Genomic DNA, 20,817 nt, shown 5'->3' with positions numbered 1-20,817 from the left:
AGTGCCAACTCGATTTATTTCCTTACTTTCTTCCCTAATGCGAAGATGGGGAAGAAGGAAAAGATGCCGACCATCGACATATCAGTCTGCTGATGGTTCCCGCCGCCAACCGAAACCAGAATCTATACCCGAAAGGGTATAGATTCTGGTAAGTCGGAAGGTGCTCAATAACTTATTTTGGCACCGATGAAGTAGCTTCTTGGCAGAGACGGCCCGTAGATATATCCCGAGTCGCGATTCCACCCTTTATCGAAATCTTTCTGATAGGCATCCGTTACGTTTTGTATGCCTGCGTTGACTTGCAGTGTGGTATGCTTGTACAGGGGCATATCGTAGGCCATTTTCAGGTTCAGCGTGAAGAAATCGGGCGTATGGACGGCGAGCGGAGCCCGTTTCGCCGGTCCCTCATCGATACCGGCGCGTCCGACCAACATTTTTCCGGTATAGGTGCCGGATAGAGAGGCGGTCAATCGCTTCATCGGATTGAGAGTAGCGGTAAAGTACCCATATACGTCGGGAGTACGCATCATCCTTTTCTCCTTCGGTGCGTTTTCGTCCCATTCCACCGCTTCGTCGTAGCGACTCTTTTGCAAAGTGATACCGGCTTGCAATTGGAACCAGGAGGTGAATGCCGTCTTTCCTTCCACATTCACTCCCCAGACCTTTGCTCCGTAAGCGTTGTAACGTTCTTGAATTTCGTTGCCTTGCGGATCTTTCTGGTCTAATTTTCTCGAAGCGAAGACATCGTCCAGCAGGGTGCAAAAACCTTCTATCAATAGATTGGTCTGTATTTTTCCGAAGGTATGGTATAAATCGGTCGAAAGGCTGAAACTGTGCGAACGTTCTTCTTTCAGACCATCAGCTAAGCGCGTTACTACCCGTTCTCCTCCGACAATGCCTACGTGCAGGTCTTCGTCGAAGGCTTGTGGGGCGCGGAATCCGCCGGAGTAGCTGGCGCGCAGGTTGACATTTCTACTGGGGTTGAAGCGCAGGTTTACTCTGGGTGAGAAGATGGCGTGATTCACCATGTTGTGTTTATCGATGCGACTCCCTATGAGGAAGCTCCACCGTTCGTTTTTCCATTCGTTTTGCAGGAAGGCGCTGGCAATGCGTACTTTCTGATCCATGAGTCTCTGATAAGCCGGTACCTCATCTTTCAGCCCGTCGTGATTGTATTCTGCGCCCATCGTAAAGTCGGAAGGCATGAAGAGCAGCCTGTCGAACGAATGGACATATTGGGCGCCGCCGACTAAAGTCAGGTCGCTGGTGGTTCCGTAGGCTTTCATTGCATTTGCTTTATCTTCGTCGCTGATGCCTTCCCCGGTACCGCCGTAATAACTCTTTCTGGCCGTATGCTGGAAGGAAAAATAGACGTTAATGTGATTCTTTTCGTCGGGAGCGAAGTAATCGTAACTCAATCCGCCGCCGTTGATGTTGTGTTCTACCTGTTCGGCGATATTGGCTTCGTGAGGCGGGCGTCTCAGCAGGTTTCCCCCGCGGCGGAACTCATTGATGCCATGATATTGCAAGCTCAGTTTGGAATAAGGCGAAAGCCTCAGGAAGGAGCGCAGGCCGAGGGTTTGGTTTCTTAGAGTGGGGAGTTCCGTATATCCGTCTCCGTCGCGATCGTAGCCGGCGCGATACCGATTCTGCCCGTAGACAAAGAATCCCGCCTTATTGTCGTTCGTCACTAACGATGCGTTTAATGTGGTATTGTTTTCGAAAGAGTTCTTGCCGCCTAACGACATCAGCGAGTGGGTAGTTTCTGCCGAATTGCGGGCAGGCTCTTTGGTGATGATGTTGATAGTGCCTCCGATGGCCGATGCCCCGAATAAGGCGGAACCGCCCCCGCGTACTACTTCTACCCGTTCGATCATGTTCGATGGTATTTGCTCCAACCCGTACACTCCGGTCAAGGCCGAGAAGATCGGGCGCGAATCGATCAGTATTTGCGAATAGTGTCCGTCCAATCCGTTGATTCTGACTTGAGTAAAGCCGCAGTTCTGGCAATTGTCCTCCACGCGTACTCCCGGCTGAAAACATAATCCTTGCGCCAGGCAAGTAGAATGGGTGGATTCGAACAGTTTCGAGTCGACGACGTTGACCAGGTTCGGAGCAACTCTGCGCATCGTTTCCATTCGATTGGCGGAAATGACGACTTCGTCCAAGGCGATATCGTCCTCTTCCAGTTCGAAGTTCAGCTCTTGAGTAGTGTTCTTCCGGACGGTCACTTTCCTTTGTATCGTGCGGTATCCGAGATATTTGACTTCCACGGTCAGGGTACCTACAGGCACGTTTTTCAAGAAGTAATGCCCGGAGGCATCGGTCGTCGTGCCGATCGTCGTGCCTTTTATCACGATATTGATGTACGGCAGGTGTTCTCCGTTCTTTTTGTCTTTTACGTGCCCGTATATGTTGGCGTCCGTATCCTTACGGGGCAAGGGTAGGTTATCGTTGGCGAACAGCGGGGAGAAAAGCAGTTGCAGGGTGATGAACAAATAGATGAGTGTTTGTTTTTTATCGTGTATATGGTTCATAAAAATGATTGTTTGGTTATTGTATATGTATGTTTTCGTTTATTCTTTATCCAAAATCTTTATGCTTACGGCTTTCAGTTCTTGCCAGCCGGATTTGTCGGTTACTCTGATCATGAAATGATAGTCTCCCGAATCGATCTCCGTGGGAACAGGGATATTTACTTGCGCGTCGTAGCGCGATGATTTCTCTGGAATAGTGAAATCCTTATTGTACACCCACGGTCGTACGGGGGCTTTTATTTTGTCCAATGAACAATCCCCTGCTTCCGTGCTATGGGTATGGTGATCGAAATTATGATGAATTTCGATGTTGTAGCTTCCTAATTCCACGTTGTCGGTAAAAGTGCATCGAAAGGGAATTTCCTCTCCTTTGCGGTATGCCTGACAGTTCTGCGGAACGGCCTCACTGCTCGTTTCGATGACGGGTTTATCCAGGTCCTTGCCGTTGTCCTCTTTGCTACAACTTGTAGCAAAGAGGAAGATGAGCAAGCTGTAGATGATCAAATGCTTGTCGTTTGTCATAAATACTTTAAATTTTTAAGTGCGGATTTATTTTTCTATAATGTTAAATTTCTCCTTGAATACTTTGTTCGCCCCCTGCGCATATTCCACTCTGATCTCGAGAATATATGTTCCTGCGGCGGTAGGATTGCCTTTATCGTCCTTCGCTTCCAGCTTTTGGGAGAAAGCGTATTCTTTCAGCTCTTTGCCGGCAAATGCTTCTTTCCATGTACGGTTGTAGAAGTATTCGCTCGGGGCGGTTTCTTTGTAAATGCGCGTGCGGATCGCATGCAGGTCATCCTCGGCTTTTACCTTGAACTTCGTCGGTATGTCGGAGGCAGTAGCCGAGCGATTGGTTCCTATTTCGATCTCCGACAAGGCGGCATCGCTCTTTTTGAAGAAGATGCCTTCGATGGCGTGTTCCGACACTTCTCCGTTTTTATCGTAGACGTTGAAGTGCAGGTGATATTCGCCCACGGGAGCCTTTTCGGAAACGACGACGTGTTTGTGTTGTCCGCCGGTGCCCCATTCTTTTTCGCCGTTGAACGTATAGGTGGTATCTATTTCGAAGGCAGGCGTACCTTCTTCGTTATGGATAAATACTTTAATCTTTTCGAGGCCGTTTTCCGCTGTGATATGGGCGGATATCATCGGTTTGGTGCCTGCATAGCCGATCTTGTTGTCGGGGAAATCGTGCGACGCGCCGAACTTCAGGTCTTCCACCTTGATATGTGCGGCGACGGCTTTTACGGTCAGTTCCGATTCTTTCATTTCCGTTTGTCCCGACTGATCGGTCACGGAGAAGTGCAGGTGATATTTCCCGGCGGGAGCGTCGGCGGGAATATCGATATGTTCGTGGAAGGTTGTATTCTTCACCCCAATGTACTTGCCTTCGGTGAACGATTTTGTGATCTTGAAGCTACCGCCCTCTTCCTGATGGATATCGATGTCGATGCGTTTTATCAGATTTTCGGCGGTGATCTTGCCTTCGAGGTGGAGGTCGCTTCCGGCTGTTACGGTTTTGCTGTTTTCCATGCCTACTTCGTTCAACTCGATGGCTGGTTTGGCGGCATCTTCCGTTTTATCGTCTTTACAGGACGAAAAGATGAGTGCACATGCACTCCACAGTAATGTTATCGTAAATATCGAATTCTTTTTCATAATGGTTACTTTTTTAAATCGAAGTCTTTGCCGGTTTCTCTTTTTTTCGGCACGTTCTTCGTCGTTTTTAATATTTGTTTTAAAAATCAAATCCTATCATGAGCGAGAAGTTACGACCGGGTTCGGGCACATCGATCAACCGATAGTAGCTGGTATGGTCATAATATCTCTTGTTTAATAAATTCAGTCCTTGCAGATTCAGTCTTATCCTGTAGTCTTTCCATGCAAAAACTTTTCCTACGGCTATATTCAGTACCTGATATCCCTGGGTAGCTTTCTCGGGAGGGACGATTTCATGTTGATCGCCCACGACCTTGCAGGTGATCGAAACGAAGCCGCCCGCCTCTTCCTGTTCCGGCGAAAGGATGTATTTCAATTCCGCACTGGCCGACCAGGGCGGCGAGAAAGGCAACGTATATCCTTTTTTATCGCCCGAAAGTTGTTCGGCATGCAGATACTCTCCTTTTATTCCGGCTTCCCAGTTCGGTAGAAACCGATAACTGGCTTCCGCTTCGAATCCGTAGCGGATCACTCTGCTCTGCGTATAGTAGTAGGTCTGCAACCCTTCGGTATAGGCAGAAGTCGGATTCAAATAGATGTAATTGGGAAAATAATTCAAATACGGATCCACCTGAACGTGGATGGCCTCACTGTGCCAATGGATGCCGGCATCAAGCTGGTACGATTCTTCCGGCGATAGCCGGGATGTTCCTTTTTCGTAACGGAAGATGTGGTAATTGATTCCGTCGGCTCCCAATTCTTTCGGAATCGGCGCCCGGAAGCTTTTCCCGAGATTCGCCTTCCATATCCATTGCCCTGCATGGTAATTCACGCCGAGCGACCAGGTGAGGCTGTGGAAAGAACGTGTCAAGTCGGCGGAGCGTTCCTTATACACCGAGTCGGCTCCTTCGACAGGCGTCTTGTACCAGTCGTGATAAGGGCGGATGTGCGTATGCACTCTGTCGAAACGCACGCCCGCGCTCAGAATCATATTTTCCGTCAGATGATACCGCTCGTAGACATATCCTCCGCAGGAAGCCGTTTCGAAATCGGGAATGATGAACCCCCAACCGCCGCGTCTGTTATGCTGATATTCCATGTTCACGCCGGCGTTCAGGTTATGCTTTTCGGCTATCGAGGCGTTCATGCTGAGATGGGCCGTATAGGTATTCTTTACATATTTCCTTTCCAAGGTACCGGGGGGCAGGGGCATGTAGCCGTGCGATACGGGTTCCGACTGTTCCTTGCGGAGATTGTGCTGGTAGGCCAGATTGCTTTTCCAGCGGATCGTTCCCCATCGCCATGTCGATTGATTCAGTACTTTGATATGATTGACCAGGTGATAAGGCAGATCGATATCGCGCCGGGAGCGATCGTAATCGATGTCCGACATCCGTACTTCCAATCCGTGTGCGTCGGCGAAGAATCCGCTTTTGGCATAGGCATCGGAGACCTTTAAGTTGGTTGAGAAGTTATTTCCCAAGTATCCCAGCGTCAAGCTTCCGTCCCGTTCTTTCCCTGCCGTGTTGCGCAAGCGTCGCTCTTTCAACTTAATGTAATAAGAATAGTACTGAATGCTGTCGACGGGTACCTGGTAATCGGCATAGTCGATCCAGGTCAGGTTCGCCTTGTAATAAAAGCGTTTGCCTTTCCCCGCCAATTGCGCCGAGAGCCCGACCGATTCGTTGTTGCTTCGGGCGAAGAGATCGAGCTTGCCTTCGCATCGTTTGATAGGAAGATAATTGCTGTACAGATTGATGACGCCTCCAATGGCATCCGACCCGTAGAGCAAGGTGGAAGGGCCTTTGATCACTTCGACTTTATCGATGGCGAATTGATCGATCTCCAGACCGTGATCCTCTCCCCACTGCTGGCCTTCGTGTTTGATACCGTTCTCCGTCACCGCCATACGATTGAACCCCAATCCCCGTATGGCAGGCTTGGATTGCCCGGAGCCGATGTGCATGGCTTTTACTCCAGGTATGCCTGCCAAGCTCTGCATCAAGCTGCCCGCAATGTTGGCATCGAGGTAGGATTTGCTGATGCTGACGAGGTTTTGCGAGGATTTCATCTGCATGTCCCGCTGGTTCTTATTTCCTATAATGACGACTTCATTCATCGTTACGCCGTTTTTTATCATGCTTTGGACCGTATCCTGCGGTTGGGCGTGAGATAAAACGACGAACAGGAATATTACGACGGTGGTAATTATTCTCTTCATGGCTGCTTTTATTATTTGACAGAAATAGTTACTGAAATAATCTCTCGTATCCCAGTCGGCCGGTCAATGAACACTTTTTATTTGCGCAATCCGCCCTACGACAAATAATCTCAAATGCCGGCATAGAACAAAGGAGATAACGATACGATTACCTCATGCTATATGGCCTGACAAATAGGAGGAGCGCGTAAATGTGGAGAATAGACAGGGCGATGGCTCGGCTTGTCCACACGATATACCGGTTTATAAGAGAAAACCGGAATCAGACAGTGAATTTGAATCGTTTCGCCCTGGGTGAACGGAGAGAGCGTAAACTGACAGACTACGCATTCGTCGGCGGGTAGCTGGGCGGATCCCTTTTCCGAGTGGCAGCTGATCATTTTCTTTTCGCTGTGATAGTGAATGCTTTTCACAATGAAAAGAGGCATAAGCGCTATGAGCAGCACCCATGCGACGATGATTCTGTTTTTGGTCTTCGTCCTCATTCCGTTCTTTAAGCGATGACGAAGATAAAGACTTTTATTCGTTCGGGAAGATGTTTGAATGTTAATAATTGTTTTTCTGCGGACGATCCTCCTCCTTTTACCTACAAGTAGGTAGCAGAAATGCGTCGAACTTGACGGCGGGCGAGTCGACTGGCTTAGCAAGGCCCAAAGAATTATTTTGAAGGCTTTGACTGGCTTAGCAAGGCCCAAAAAATTATTTTGGAGGCTTTGACTGGTTTAGCAAGCTTCAAAAAATTATTTTGAACGTCTTGACTGGCTTAGCAAGGCCCAAAGAATTATTTTGGAGGCTTTGACTGGCTTAGCAAGCTTCGAAAAATTATTTTGGAGGCTTTGACTGGCTTAGCAAGCTTCGAAAAATTATTTTGGAGGCTTTGACCGGCTTAGCAAGCTTCGAAAAATTATTTTGAACGTCTTGACTGGCTTAGCAAGCTTCAAAGAATTATTTTGGAGGCTTTGACTGGCTTAGCAAGGCCCCAAGAATTATTTTGGAGGCTTCGGGATAGACCGGAAACCTTATTCAAAGGGAGTATCCCATGTTTTCGCGAGGTATTCGGAAAAAATCGGATAAAATTTGACTTTCCTCCGTGCTTACACTATCTTTGCACGATAAAATGATCGTCGTGCAATGAAAAAAGGGATCGCATACCTCGTTTGTTTTTTTCTTTTATGCAACTGTACGCTGCTGAACAGGACAGTTTGCGGTGGAGTCTGCTGACGTGTCAGCCGGGGCGAGAGATCTATCAATTGTTCGGGCATACGGCGTTGCGCTGCGAAAAGGTAAAGGATGGGACGGACGTCGTTTTCAACTACGGGCTGTTCAGCTTCGATGCTCCTCACTTCGTGCTGCGATTCATCAGAGGAGATACGGATTATGCGTTGGGAGCGGAATCGTTTTCCGATTTCGTGGAAAGCTACCGGCGAAGGGGAAGAGGCATCTTTCAGCAGCGGTTGAATCTGACCCCAGCGGAAGCTGTTCGCTTGTGGAACGTGCTCCTGGAGAATTGCAAACCGGAGAATAGGATTTATCGGTATAATTACTTCTTCAATAATTGCACGTCGAAAGTGCGCGATCGGATCGAAGAATGCGTGGATGGAAAGGTGGTTTATCCGACCGACGCTTCCGTGAAATCTTTCCGTTCCATCGTTCACGAATACACGAAGGAAAGCGCGTGGGACGAATTCGGTATCGATCTGTTGTTAGGGCAGGATGCAGATGCGCCCGTTTCCGTTCGGGAACAGATGTTCGCTCCGTTTTACCTTTCCGCGTATGCGAAAGACGCCCGCATCGTTGTCGGCGATACCGTCCGCAATCTGGTCGGCAGCGAGGGATACGTCGTTGCTTTTACCGAGGCGCCGTCCGCTCCGGGTTTTTTCCTTTCGCCGTTTGTCTGTGCTGTCTTGCTTTTACTCATAACAATGGTCGTGATGGGTATTCAAATAAAGCAGAAACGGATTTGCTGGGGATGGGATCTGTGCCTTTTCGGCGCGCAAGGTTTAGCCGGCATCATCCTCTTTTTTCTGATGTTCTTCTCCGTCCAGCCTACGGTCGACAGCAATTGGCTGTTCATGTTGCTGAATCCGATCCCCCTCTTTTACCTACCTTTTATGATCCGGAAAGATGTGAAGCGGCAGCGGGACGCATACCATGCTATCAATGTCAGCTATTTAATCATTTTTATGATTTTAATGCCGTTGGTTCGACAAACTTTCAATGCTTCGGTAGTACCTTTGGCATTGTGCTTGTTGGTAACATCCGCAAGCCATTGGCTTATTTACAAGAGTTATCCATGAAAAAAGAACATCTACTCACGTCGCTTTTAACCCTTTTAGCTTTGAGCCTGCAGGCTCAAAACATTCCCGAAGTCCCGAAGTTGGTGGTCGGACTGACCATCGATCAGCTCCGGGTGGACTTTCTCGATGCATTCTCTGCCTTGTACGGAAGTCGCGGGTTCAAGCGGTTGAAGAAAGAAGCCCGGTTCTATCCGCAGGCAGAGTATGATTTCATCGACGTCGATCGGGCGTCGGCCGTCGCCGCCATTTATACCGGTACCGTCCCTTATATGAACGGGATCGTCGGTAATCGGTGGATGGACCGCCGTACATTGCGCACGATCGGCTGCGTAGACGATGCTCGTTTCATGGGAATCTATTCTTCGGAGTCGACCTCCGCCGCAAACCTGAAGGCCTCTACGATTTCCGACGAACTGATGGTGGCCACGCAGGGGAAGGCTCAGGTATATGCGATCGCTCCGACTCGCGAAATGGCGGTTTTGGCTGCTGGACACTCCGCGAAAGGAGCTTTCTGGATCGACGACGATACGGGTAAATGGAGCGGGAGTACCTACTACGGCGCTTTTCCCGAGTGGGTCTCTGCGTTGAACGATCGGGAAGGATTGGACACGCGGATCGACGATCTCGTCTGGACTCCCTCCTTGCCTGCAGGAGTCTATCATTATTTGGCGACCGAGAATCCGTCGGCCGCTTTCAAGCATCGTTTCAGCGACGAGAAGAACAATAAATATCGCCGGCTGAAGACCAGTCCGTTGGTGAACGATGAAGTGAACAAACTGGTCGGTGCCTGCCTGGCTTCCGCGTCTATGGGGTACGATCAGGTGCCTGATTTCCTCTCCGTGGCTTATTATGCCGGAAATTACAACCAGCTGTCCGTGCACGACGGTGCGATGGAAATCCAAGATGCGTATGCCCGACTGGATAACAGTATCGCCGAACTCTTGGAGATGTTGGATCGCAGAGTCGGTCTGCACAATATTTTGCTGTTTGTCACTTCCACGGGATACGCGGATACGGATGCCGCCTATCCCGAACAGTACCGAATTCCCGGAGGAGAATTTCACATGAATCGCTGTGCGGCCTTGTTGAATATGTATCTGGCAGCTTTGCACGGCGACGGGCAATATGTGGAGACGCATACGGACAACGAGATTTTCTTGAATCACAAACTCTTGGAGACCAGGAATCTGAACCTGACAGCCATCCTGAATCAGAGCGCTGATTTCTTAGTTCAATTCAGCGGGGTGAAGGATGTCTATACCTCGCAACGCTTGCAGTTGGGTTCGTGGACGCCGGAGATGGCCCCAATAAAGAATCGTTATCATGTCGCCTGCTCGGGAGATATCTGGGTGGAGATATGGCCGGGCTGGACGATTGTGAACGACGCGGACGGTTCCAAGCAAGTGGTCAGGCATGCCTATCATGCCGTTCCCCTCTTCCTGATGGGATGGGAGATCAAACCCGAGCTTATTCAAGTTCCGGCAAAGATAGGTCGTATCGCGCCTACCATCGCTCATGCCTTGCGGATCAGAGCGCCTAACGCCTCTACGTTAGCGCCGATTGCCGATTGCCGAAAATAGACCTGATGGAATATTGCGCTCCTGTCGGTCGAGACAAACGGCCAGGGCGAAAATAAAAGCAGATAAGGTGCCGCGAAATCAGCATTTTGTTATACATTTGCATGAATGGAAATAAAGAGTAAATAGTAAAAAAAGAATACGATGGGATTTAATGAATTGGTAGGAAAGTTGTTTGGCAATAAAGCAACTCGCGATATGAAAGAAATAAAACCTTGGGTAGACAAGATTAAGGCTGTCTATCCGGATATTTCGGAATTGAGCAACGATGAACTTCGCGCCCGGACCGTCCGCCTGAAGGAAAAGGTTCAGGCACCGGTGGCCGAGAGCAAACAGAAGATTCTGGAACTGAAAGAAAAAGTGGAAACGTTGGAGCTGGAAGACCGAGAACCCGTTTTCAATCAGATAGATAAGTTAGAGAAAGAAGTCTTGGACATCTACGAGAAAGCGTTGGACGACGCGTTGCCGGAAGCTTTCGCCATCATGAAGGATACGGCCCGCCGTTTTACGGAAAATACGGAGATCGTGGTCACAGCTTCTGATTTCGACCGCGAATTGGCCGCGCAAGGGAAGGATTTCCTTCGTATAGAAGGCGACAAGGCTATTTATGTGAACCGCTGGATCGCCGGCGGCAATGAGATCGTATGGAACATGATTCATTATGATGTGCAATTGTTCGGCGGAGTGGTGCTCCATCAGGGAAAGATCGCGGAAATGGCCACGGGCGAAGGAAAAACGCTGGTGGCTACCTTACCGGTATTCCTGAATGCCTTGACCGGAAACGGCGTTCACATGGTGACGGTGAACGATTACCTCTCGAAACGAGACTCGGAATGGATGGGCCCTCTGTACGAATTCCACGGCTTGAGCGTAGATTGTATCGATAAGCACCAACCGAACTCCGAAGCTCGCCGGAAAGCATATCTGGCCGATATTACCTTCGGTACGAACAATGAATTCGGCTTCGACTACCTCCGGGACAATATGGCCATCAGCCCGAAAGACTTGGTGCAACGCGCCCATAACTATGCCATCGTCGACGAGGTCGATTCCGTCCTGATCGACGATGCCCGTACGCCGTTGATCATCTCAGGTCCGGTTCCTAAGGGGGAGGATCAGCTGTTCGAACAGTACAAACCGATGGTCGAACGCTTGTTCGAGATGCAAAAAACCTTGGCGACGAACTATTTGGTGGAAGCGAAGAAAGGGATCGCCTCTTCCGACCAGAAAGAGATCGACGCCGGTTTTCTCGCTTTGTACCGCAGCCACAAGGCCTACCCCAAGAACAAGGCGCTCATCAAGTATCTGAGCGAACCGGGCATAAAGTCGGGGATGCTGAAGACGGAAGAAATATACATGGAACAGAATAACAAGCGGATGCCGGAAGTGACGGATCCCTTATATTTCGTGATCGACGAAAAACTGAACAGCGTCGACCTCACCGATAAAGGCATCGACAAGCTGACAGGCAACGATCCCGATCCGTATCTGTTCGTCTTGCCCGATATTACCGGACAGTTGTCCGCTTTGGAAAACGAACAGGGCCTGACGGAAGAAGAACGATTGACGAAGAAAGATGAATTGTTGACGAACTACGCCATCAAGTCGGAACGCGTGCATACCATTCTCCAACTGCTGAAAGCGTATGCCATGTTCGACCGGGATGACGAATACGTGGTGATCGACGGCCAGGTTAAGATTGTAGACGAACAGACTGGGCGTATCATGGAAGGTCGTCGCTGGTCGGACGGCTTACATCAGGCGGTCGAAGCTAAAGAAGGGGTGAAGATAGAAGCCGCCACGCAAACTTTTGCCACTATCACTTTGCAGAACTATTTCCGCATGTATCATAAGTTGGCGGGTATGACCGGCACGGCCGAGACGGAAGCGGGAGAGTTTTGGGATATCTATAAACTGGATGTGGTCGTGATACCTACCAACCGCCCGATAATCCGTATCGACATGAACGATCGGGTTTATCGTACCAAACGCGAGAAGTACAGGGCGGTTATCCAGGAGATAGAGAAGATGGTGAAGGAAGGCCGGCCGGTGTTGGTCGGCACCACATCCGTCGAGATCTCCGAAATGCTGAGTAAGATGCTCGACATGCGAAAGATTCCGCACAATGTGCTGAACGCGAAGCTGCATCAGAAGGAAGCCGATATCGTGGCAAAGGCCGGTCAGTCGAGTATCGTAACCATTGCCACGAATATGGCCGGTCGCGGTACCGATATTAAACTGAGCCCCGAAGTGAGGGCTGCGGGAGGTTTGGCCATCATCGGTACGGAACGGCATGAGAGCCGTCGAGTCGACCGACAGCTGCGCGGGCGGTCGGGACGTCAAGGCGATCCGGGCTCTTCGGTGTTCTTCGTGTCTTTGGAAGACGATTTGATGCGTCTGTTCTCCTCCGATCGCATCGCCGGAGTAATGGACAGGCTGGGCTTCAAGGAAGGAGAGATGATCGAACATAAGATGATTTCCAAGTCGATCGAACGAGCTCAGAAAAAAGTGGAGGAAAATAATTTCGGCATCCGTAAACGTCTGTTGGAGTACGACGACGTGATGAACAAGCAACGGGTGGTTATCTATGCCAAACGTCGGCATGCGCTGATGGGCGAACGCGTCGGCATGGATATCGTCAACACGGTGTGGGACCGCTGTTCCTATGCGGTGGAACTGGGCGATTATACTAACGTTCGCGAGGAGATGTTCCAGACATTGGCGATGGAACCTCCCTTCACGGAAGAGGAATACAATGAGAAAAGCCATGACGGGTTGATAGAAAAAACGTTCGATACGGCTATAGCGAATTTCAAACGCAAGACCGACCGGATGGCGCAGATCGCGTATCCCGTAATCAAACAGGTGGAAGAAACGCAGGGCGACCGGTACGAGAATATCCTCATTCCCATCACCGACGGCAAACGGATGTATAACGTAGCGGTGAACCTGAAAGAAGCTTACGAAACGGAAGGACGCGAGATTGTAAAATCGTTCGAGAAATCTATCCTGCTGCATACGATCGACGATGCGTGGAAAGAAAATTTGCGCGAGCTGGACGAACTGCGCCATTCGGTGCAGAATGCGAGTTATGAGCAAAAGGATCCGTTGTTGATATTCAAGTTGGAATCCGTGACGCTGTTCGATTCGATGGTAAACACGATCAATAACAATACCATTTCGGTATTGATGCGCGGACAAATCCCTGTTCAACAGCCTGAACAGGTGAGGGAAGCCGCCCCCGAACCTCAGACTCCTCGACAGCGATACCGGGAGACCAAGCAGGATTTGACCGATCCCAACCAGCAGGCGGCAGCAGCGCGCGACACGCGAGAACAGAAACGAGAACCGATCCGGGTGGAAAAGAAGATCGGACGGAATGATCCTTGTCCTTGCGGCAGCGGAAAGAAATACAAGAACTGTCACGGAAAAGACTTGCCCCGCTGACATTCGTACTTTACTATCGGTAACTGACAAGAAAAATGAGAGGCGTATGCAAAAATTGCAATTAATAGTGATAGCCGCCGCGATCGGGGTATTGACATCGTGCAGCAGCATTCGGTTGATGAGCATAGAACAGCTGCAACCCGCTCAAACCACTTTTCCCGATCAGGTGAGGCGGGTAGCTGTCGTTAACAATATGCCTGACGACGAACGGAATTCGGGATCTTATCTCAGGTCGCGAACGAAAGATTTCGAAGGAGACGGCAAGACGTTCTCGCAACGTTTGGCCGATGCGTTGGCCGAAGGTCGCTACTTCGATAAAGTCGTGATCTGCGATTCGCTTTTGTATGAGGATAACGATTCGCTTCCCCAGAAATTTCATCCGTTGCAGCCCGGACAGGTAAACCAGTTGACGAATGATTTGGAGGTGGACATGATTATCGCGGTCGATCGCCTTTTCATTCGCAATGCCGATGCCCGCATCTATAACGACGATTACGGTCTGCTTATCGATGCCGTGAGTTCGAAGTATACGTCGTTGCTTCACCTGTACGTTCCGGGCAGAGAAAAGGCTTTGGCGTCTCTCTCGCATGCGGATACGTTGCATTTCCAATTGACCGTGGAGTTGACCAATCGGGAAATAGCGGAAAAGACGGCCGACTATGCAGGCACGAAGGAAGCCGCATACCTGATACCGTTCTGGAAAGAAGTTCAACGCTTTTATTATGATGGCGGTATCAGCGACTTCCGGGATGCCGGGGTCGCCTTGCGGGAAAACAATTGGGAGGAAGCTCATCGTTTGTGGAGCAAAGTCTATGATACGAGGAAAGGCAAATCGAAAATGCGTTCGGCCTATAATATCGCTTTGTATTACGAGTTGAAAGATGACCTCGATCAGGCGATGGAATGGATTGATAAGGCGGAGGTGTTGGCGAAAGAGACGAATGCCTCTGATAAACAGTTGATAGCGTATTATCAGACCAGTTTGACGCAACGAAAGGCGGATATAAGCAAGTTGAACATTCAGATGCAACGCTTCGACGAGCAGAAAGAGTAGGCCATATCCGAAAAAAAGGATGAAATGTATGGTGGGTAGTTTTTTCTTTGTATTTTTGAACATCGAATAAATTAGGAATAGAATATGAGATTTAGTGAACAGTCGAAAGCTGCGGTGATCTCCTGTATGGAGGAGGCGATGGATAAATACAGGAGAGGCACCGAAATGAATCAAGCGGTTACCGACATCTATCTGCAGCCCAGACAGGATGTGGGTGAATTGGTTATCTGTAATGATGAGGACGAAGAATTGGCTCGTACCATCGTCGCAGACTGGGTCGATTATGAAGAGGATGATTTCGACGTAGAGACTGAACGGATCTTGAGGAATATACTGAACGGAATGAAATCGACGGGAGGCTTCGATAAGTTGAATATTATGAAACCTTATTCCTTCGTATTGGTGGATGAAGAAAAGGAAAGCGTTGCGGAACTGTTGGTGATGGATGATGAGGATACCTTAGTGATCAACGATGGATTGATGGAAGGTTTGGATGAGGATTTGGATAAATTCTTGGAAGATCTGCTTAAAGAATAAACATAAACGGGCATAACAACCTCCACCCATTTCTTCCGGAAACGGGTGACAGAGGATACAAACCGGTCGAGATGAGCAGGCTCCGACCCTTTCTTCGGGTTTGGAAAGAGGTATGGGCAATTTATTTTCTCAAAGCGGCGATGCTTTGCCTGATAACTGCCATGCGATTTTCGGCGTCAGCCTGCTTCTTGCGCTCCATCTCAATGACTTCGGCAGGAGCTTTGCTGACGAAGTTTTTATTATTCAGTTTCTTTTGAACGCTTCTCAGGAAACCTTCTTCGTATTCCAATTCCGCTTCGAGTTTCTTTACTTCCTCTTCGGTATCGATCAGATTGCCTAACGGAACGGCATATTCGGTTATTCCGACCATGAAGTTGACTGCGCCTTCGGCCTTGTTCGTCGTTACGTCGATAGCCGATAGGTTGCAAAGTTTGGTCACAATGTCGTTGAATGGGGCGATAGGATTTTTCTCTATGATCTGAAGGGTGAGCGTTTCTTTCTGGGCGATTTGTTTCTGAGTGCGGATGGTACGAATGCCGCTGATGACGCCTTTCACCGTTTCGAACGCCGCAATGACCTGTTCGTTCCAGCTCGGACTGAATTCCATTTTTTGCACCATCAGGCTTTCGCCTTCTTTACGGTCGTACAGATGTTGCCACAGTTCTTCGGTAATGAACGGCATGAACGGATGTAATAACTTTAGCAAGCCGTCGAAAAAGTTCAATGTTTTTTTGTATGTCGCCTGATCGATGGGCTCGTCGTAAGCCGGCTTGATCATCTCCAAGTACCAGGCCGAGAATTCGTCCCAGAATAAGCGGTAGACCGCCATCAATGCTTCGCTGATGCGATACTTGTCGAACAGATCGGCCACTTCGTCGGCAGTTTTTGCCAGTATCGCTTCGAACCATTCAGTGGAAAGTCGGGCGTATGCGGGCTGTTCGATGTCGGCGATCCGCCATCTTTTCACTAGGCGGAAAGCGTTCCAGATCTTGTTGTTGAAGTTCCGGCCCTGTTCGCAAAGCGTTTCGTCGAAAAGGATGTCGTTTCCTGCGGGAGCCGACAGCATCATTCCCATGCGCACGCCGTCAGCACCGTATTGTTCGATCAATCCTAAAGGATCGGGGGAGTTACCGAGCGACTTGGACATTTTTCTGCCTAATTTATCCCGGACAATGCCGGTGAAATATACGTTTCTGAACGGCATCTCGCGTCGGTATTCATAACCTGCCATGATCATTCTGGCTACCCAGAAGAAGATGATGTCGGGGGCCGTCACCAAGTCGGCGGTCGGGTAGTAATACCTGATTTCTTCGTTGTCGGGGGCGAGGATGCCGTTAAACAGGGAAATCGGCCATAACCAGGAGGAGAACCAGGTATCGAGGCAATCCGGATCCTGTCGCAGGTCTTCCGCTTTCAGCGTACGATCTCCGGTCTTTTCCTGCGCCAGTTGCAACGCTTCCGCCATCGTCTCCGCCACCACGAAACCGCCTTGCGGCATGAAATAAGCAGGGATACGATGCCCCCACCAGAGCTGACGGCTAATGCACCAGTCTTTGATGTGCTCCATCCAATGCTTATAAGTGTTTTTATACTTGGCGGGGACGAACCGGATGTCGTCATCCATGACAGGATCGGTTGCAAGGTCGGCGAAGTGTCGCATTCGGAGGAACCATTGCATAGAAAGTTTCGGCTCGATGGGGACATTCGTCCTCTCCGAAAAGCCGACCTTGTTGGAGTAAGGTTCGACCTTCTCCATCAAACCGGCGGCCTCCAGATCCGATTCGATCCGTTTGCGGACGTCGAAGCGGTCCATGCCCACGTAAAGTACGCCGGCTTCGCCGATCGTTCCGTCATCGTTGAAAATATCGATGCTCTCGAGGTTGTATTTTTCACCTAACAGGTGATCGTTGACGTCGTGCGCCGGAGTTACTTTCAGACAACCCGTGCCGAAAGCTATGTCGACGTATTCGTCTTCGATAACCGGAATGACTCTGTTTAGCAGCGGCACGATTACTTTCTTTCCGCTCAACCAGCGGTTTTTCGGATCTTTGGGATGAATGCACATGGCCGTATCGCCCATGATTGTTTCGGGGCGGGTCGTAGCCACGACGGCGTAACGCTTTCCGCTTGCGTCGCGATGAACGACTTCTTTCTCATCGCCTGTTTCGCCTGTACCGTCGTCTTCCGTCAAGTAATACTTCAGGTAGTAGAGTTTGCTGTTTTCTTCTTTATAGACGACTTCCTCGTCGCTTAAAGCCGTCAGAGCTTTCGGATCCCAGTTGACCATCCGGACTCCGCGATAAATCAATCCCTTACGGTATAAGTCGATAAATACGCGAATGACGCTTTTGCTACGAATTTCGTCCATCGTAAATCCTGTGCGGTCCCAATCGCAGGAGCAACCTAATCGTCGGAGCTGTTTCAGAATGATGCCTCCGTGTTCTTCCGTCCAATCCCATGCATGCTTTAAGAATTCCTCGCGGGTAAGATCGGCCTTTTTGATGCCCTGTCGAGCCAGTTTGTTGACTACCTTCGCTTCGGTCGCAATAGAAGCATGGTCTGTTCCTGGAACCCAACAAGCGTTCTTCCCCTCCATTCTGGCACGACGGACCAGGATATCTTGAATGGTATTGTTCAGCATGTGTCCCATGTGGAGCACGCCGGTCACGTTGGGCGGCGGGATGACGACGGTATAAGGTTCTCGATCGTCCGGTCTGCTACTGAAAAGTTTATTATCTAACCAATATTGGTACCATTTTCCTTCCACATCGGCAGGATTGTACTTACTTGCTAATTCCATTTTGCTCTTTGCTTAAGCGGTTTCCATTTAAATTGGTGCAAAATTAATAAAATTGGTGTACAAAAGGAGAAATAATCGCGTACTTTTGTTCAACAAAATAAATAAGGACATCCCTACGAGAGAAGAACAGACGAAAACTTTCGGAGAGCTTCTCGATATCATGGACGATTTGTACGAGAAATGTCCGTGGGATCAAACAGACCACTGAGAGCTTAACACCATTATTTTTCTTATCCCCTAAATATGCTGAAATTATTATTTTATCGGGGATGACGCCATCGGTATCGTAGCTGTGAGGAATGCGGAGATTCATTAATTTTTCGTTTTTACACTTAAAAAAACTATCTTTGCAGAGAAAAACAACCGAGCCTCTTTTGAAGCTCGAACGATAAACGATGAGAAACGTCTGCAAGATATATGGTATGGCTTCCGCAATTCTGCTGACCTCGTGCAACGCCGACGTATTTATCGACGATTTTCTTTCTGAACCGCCGGAAATTACGGTGACGGCAGAAAAAGCTTCGGTGAATTTCAAGGCGAAAAACTGGGGGATCTTGGGAATCGCGAAAAACTTTTTGTCCTCCATTCCGGTCTATACCACCGTCTGCGATCCGGCGGGGAATCCGATGAAACCTCTCCCGTTGGAGGAAGGCGAGTTGGCAGTCGTCGCCGTAAAAGATGAATTCGTCGATTTCAGGATAGAGAAAAAAGACGATCGCAGGCTCGAGGTGATTCGCGGAGAGAACTTGGACGACGGTCCTGCCCGTTATCTGATCGAAGTAGGGAACAGGTACGAACGGAAGATGATTTCCGTGGTGTTTCCTCCGTCCGTAAAATATCGAATCGACGATGTCGTCTACGAATGGGATGCCCTCTTCCTGTCGAACAATTCCCTAGAGCCGGCGAGTTCGGTAATCGTCGACAATTCCGAGTCCGCCGCCCCGGTCGGGATATGGATTCGTCCGTATAGGGACGCATTTCGGGGGGTGAGTTGCAGCTTCGATACCGGATGGAAAACCCGGGAATTCGCAAAAATATTCGGTTCCGACTTACCCGAGCTCACGATACCGGACATCGCGGAAGGTCGGCCGGTCCTGAACGATACGAAGATCGTTTTCGGGACGGAGAATCAGAAGATCGACGCGGGGCTCGACAGGAATTATGCCGTAGAGGTAAGTATCAATGCCGGAGAAAAACGGAGAGTAGAGGTTTACATTCAGATGGAAAAATATTCGGTCCCTTTCAAAGTATACGCTTCCAATCCGGAAACGGGCAGAAAAAAGATTGTTTCCGGCACTATGTACAGCGAGCGGCCGTTCGATTACACGATTTTGAAGAGAAAAGCGGAAGATGAGAGGGACGATCATTGAAATTGCCATGCTGTGCCTGCTGCTTCAACTGTCTTCGGCCGATGCATCCGGCGGAGATGATACTCCCCGAAAAATCGTACCGGTTGCGGATGTGGGAGTCAATCCGTCCTATACCTTGCCTACCAACAGGTTTTTCAGAGGCACTGAAACCGAGGGAAGACCTGTCGGTACGGCGCTTTCCACTCATCTGAAATACGGTTTCCGTTTCGGCCCCGAAACATTCTACGGAAAGCTCTATCCTCATGTGATACAGGGGATAGGAATCGGATACGACACCTTTTTCAACCCTTCGACGATCGGGAATCCTGTCTCCCTGTACGTCTTTCAGACTTCCAGAATCGCCTCGCTGACGGAAAGGCTGTCGCTCGACTACGAGTGGAATTTCGGAGTTTCGTTCGGTTGGAAAAAATACGATCAGACCCCCAATCCGCCCAATACCATAGTCGGTTCGAAAGTTAATGCCTGCATTCGCTTCGGACTTTTGCTGAACTGGAGACTCGGTTCCCATCTCAAACTGAAAGCTGGAATAGGAATGGCACATTTCTCCAACGGTAATACCAGCTACCCAAACGCCGGAATAAATACGGCGGGAGGCAGCATGGGACTGGCATGGGATTTCGATCCCGAAAATGTCGGAAAGGACGAAAAGAGGGAGATTCGGTTCAAGCCGTACGTGAGCTACGATCTCGCATTCTACGGTTCGGTGAGAAAGAAAGGTTTCCGTCGGGACGACGACGGCACTCCGGTCGTCGTTCCGGGAACATTCGCCGTAGCGGGAATGAACCTGTCGCCGATGTATAATTTCAGCAAATATTTTCGTGCCGGGATCTCACTCGATGCGCAGTTCGATGAAAGCGCCAACATTGCCGATCATATTGTGAATACGGATCTCCCCGTCGACGATATCAAGTTCCACAGACCGCCATTCGGAGAGCAGTTCTCCTTGGGAGTCTCGGCTAGAGCCGAAGTCGTCATGCCGATCTTTTCCATCAACATTGGGGGGGGCCGTAACATATTGTGCAAAGGGCCAGACACGGATTCTTTCTATCAGATTTTTGCCTTGAAAACGAATATAACCCCCCAAATATTCATCCACACAGGTTATCAGCTTTACAGATTCAAAGATCCGAACAACCTGATGCTTGGAATCGGTTACAGGTTCCGTTAAGTTGGCTTTATCTCTTTTTTATTCCTCGATGCGACTAAAATATCCTGAAGGACAGGCTGTATCAGTCTCTCCCCGCAAACACGAGCAAATAAGCTTGCGGCAGATGTTGCCATAGGAGGTTCAACCACATCGAAACTATTGGTGTCA

The 20,817-nt window shown here is 49.5% G+C and carries 13 protein-coding genes; 7 read left to right on the top strand and 6 right to left on the bottom strand.

Translation table 11 applies throughout. The features are described 5' to 3' along the window. Positions 1-164 precede the first annotated feature (164 nt). The 5 genes from BN102_RS05850 to BN102_RS05830 all read right to left on the bottom strand — a co-directional run bounded on the left by BN102_RS05850 (position 165) and on the right by BN102_RS05830 (position 6,905). Positions 165-2,537 (bottom strand): TonB-dependent receptor, encoded by a 2,373-nt coding sequence (locus BN102_RS05850; RefSeq protein WP_019208175.1) that lies wholly within the window; start codon positions 2,535-2,537, stop codon positions 165-167. A 39-nt stretch (positions 2,538-2,576) separates the two neighbouring features. Then, a complete protein-coding gene (locus BN102_RS05845) occupies positions 2,577-3,059 on the bottom strand; it encodes a DUF4625 domain-containing protein (RefSeq protein WP_019208174.1) in 483 nt (160 codons plus the stop codon). Between the two features lie 27 nt (positions 3,060-3,086). Then, a complete protein-coding gene (locus tag BN102_RS05840; RefSeq protein ID WP_035455551.1) occupies positions 3,087-4,199 on the bottom strand; it encodes a DUF4625 domain-containing protein in 1,113 nt (370 codons plus the stop codon). Positions 4,200-4,278: 79 nt separating this feature from the next. Next, the gene (locus tag BN102_RS05835) at positions 4,279-6,420 is read right to left on the bottom strand and encodes a TonB-dependent receptor (protein ID WP_036787366.1); all 2,142 of its coding nucleotides are present in this window, start codon (positions 6,418-6,420) and stop codon (positions 4,279-4,281) included. A gap of 158 nt (positions 6,421-6,578) precedes the next feature. Further along, positions 6,579-6,905: a hypothetical protein gene (locus tag BN102_RS05830; protein ID WP_019208171.1), complete on the bottom strand. Its 327-nt coding sequence runs from the start codon at positions 6,903-6,905 to the stop codon at positions 6,579-6,581. 687 nt (positions 6,906-7,592) lie between these two features. Here BN102_RS05830 and BN102_RS05825 point away from each other — a divergent pair. The 5 genes from BN102_RS05825 (at position 7,593) to BN102_RS05805 (ending at position 15,332) form a co-directional block, all read left to right on the top strand. Continuing rightward, positions 7,593-8,717 (top strand): lipoprotein N-acyltransferase Lnb domain-containing protein, encoded by a 1,125-nt coding sequence (locus BN102_RS05825; RefSeq protein ID WP_019208170.1) that lies wholly within the window; start codon positions 7,593-7,595, stop codon positions 8,715-8,717. Then, positions 8,714-10,297, top strand: a complete 1,584-nt coding sequence (locus BN102_RS05820; protein WP_019208169.1) for an alkaline phosphatase family protein — start codon at positions 8,714-8,716, stop codon at positions 10,295-10,297. Before BN102_RS05825 ends, BN102_RS05820 begins: the two co-directional genes overlap by 4 nt. 141 nt (positions 10,298-10,438) lie before the next feature. Next, complete coding sequence (gene secA, locus BN102_RS05815; protein ID WP_019208168.1) at positions 10,439-13,741, top strand: preprotein translocase subunit SecA; 3,303 nt, start codon at positions 10,439-10,441, stop codon at positions 13,739-13,741. 46 nt (positions 13,742-13,787) lie between these two features. Beyond that, a complete protein-coding gene (locus tag BN102_RS05810; protein WP_019208167.1) occupies positions 13,788-14,795 on the top strand; it encodes a DUF6340 family protein in 1,008 nt (335 codons plus the stop codon). Between the two features lie 84 nt (positions 14,796-14,879). Then, positions 14,880-15,332, top strand: coding sequence for a hypothetical protein (locus BN102_RS05805; protein WP_019208166.1), 453 nt, complete (start codon positions 14,880-14,882; stop codon positions 15,330-15,332). A gap of 121 nt (positions 15,333-15,453) precedes the next feature. On the opposite strand, the gene BN102_RS05800 is transcribed toward BN102_RS05805, so the two are convergent. After that, a complete protein-coding gene (locus tag BN102_RS05800; RefSeq protein ID WP_019208165.1) occupies positions 15,454-18,132 on the bottom strand; it encodes a valine--tRNA ligase in 2,679 nt (892 codons plus the stop codon). 422 nt (positions 18,133-18,554) lie between these two features. Between BN102_RS05800 and BN102_RS05790 the strand changes: the two genes are divergently transcribed. Together BN102_RS05790 and BN102_RS05785 are read left to right on the top strand one after the other, a co-directional pair. Continuing rightward, on the top strand, positions 18,555-19,502 hold the full coding sequence (locus BN102_RS05790; protein ID WP_156810942.1) for a hypothetical protein: 948 nt from the start codon (positions 18,555-18,557) through the stop codon (positions 19,500-19,502). Next, entirely contained in the window at positions 19,483-20,670 is a 1,188-nt protein-coding gene (locus BN102_RS05785; RefSeq protein WP_019208162.1) for an acyloxyacyl hydrolase, read from the top strand. Before BN102_RS05790 ends, BN102_RS05785 begins: the two co-directional genes overlap by 20 nt. Positions 20,671-20,817: the final 147 nt, after the last annotated feature.

Origin of the sequence: Phocaeicola abscessus CCUG 55929 (genome assembly GCF_000312445.1) — a bacterium.
Taxonomy (GTDB): Bacteria; Bacteroidota; Bacteroidia; order Bacteroidales; family Bacteroidaceae; genus Phocaeicola; species Phocaeicola abscessus.
This window is presented reverse-complemented; position numbering and strand designations above follow the sequence as displayed.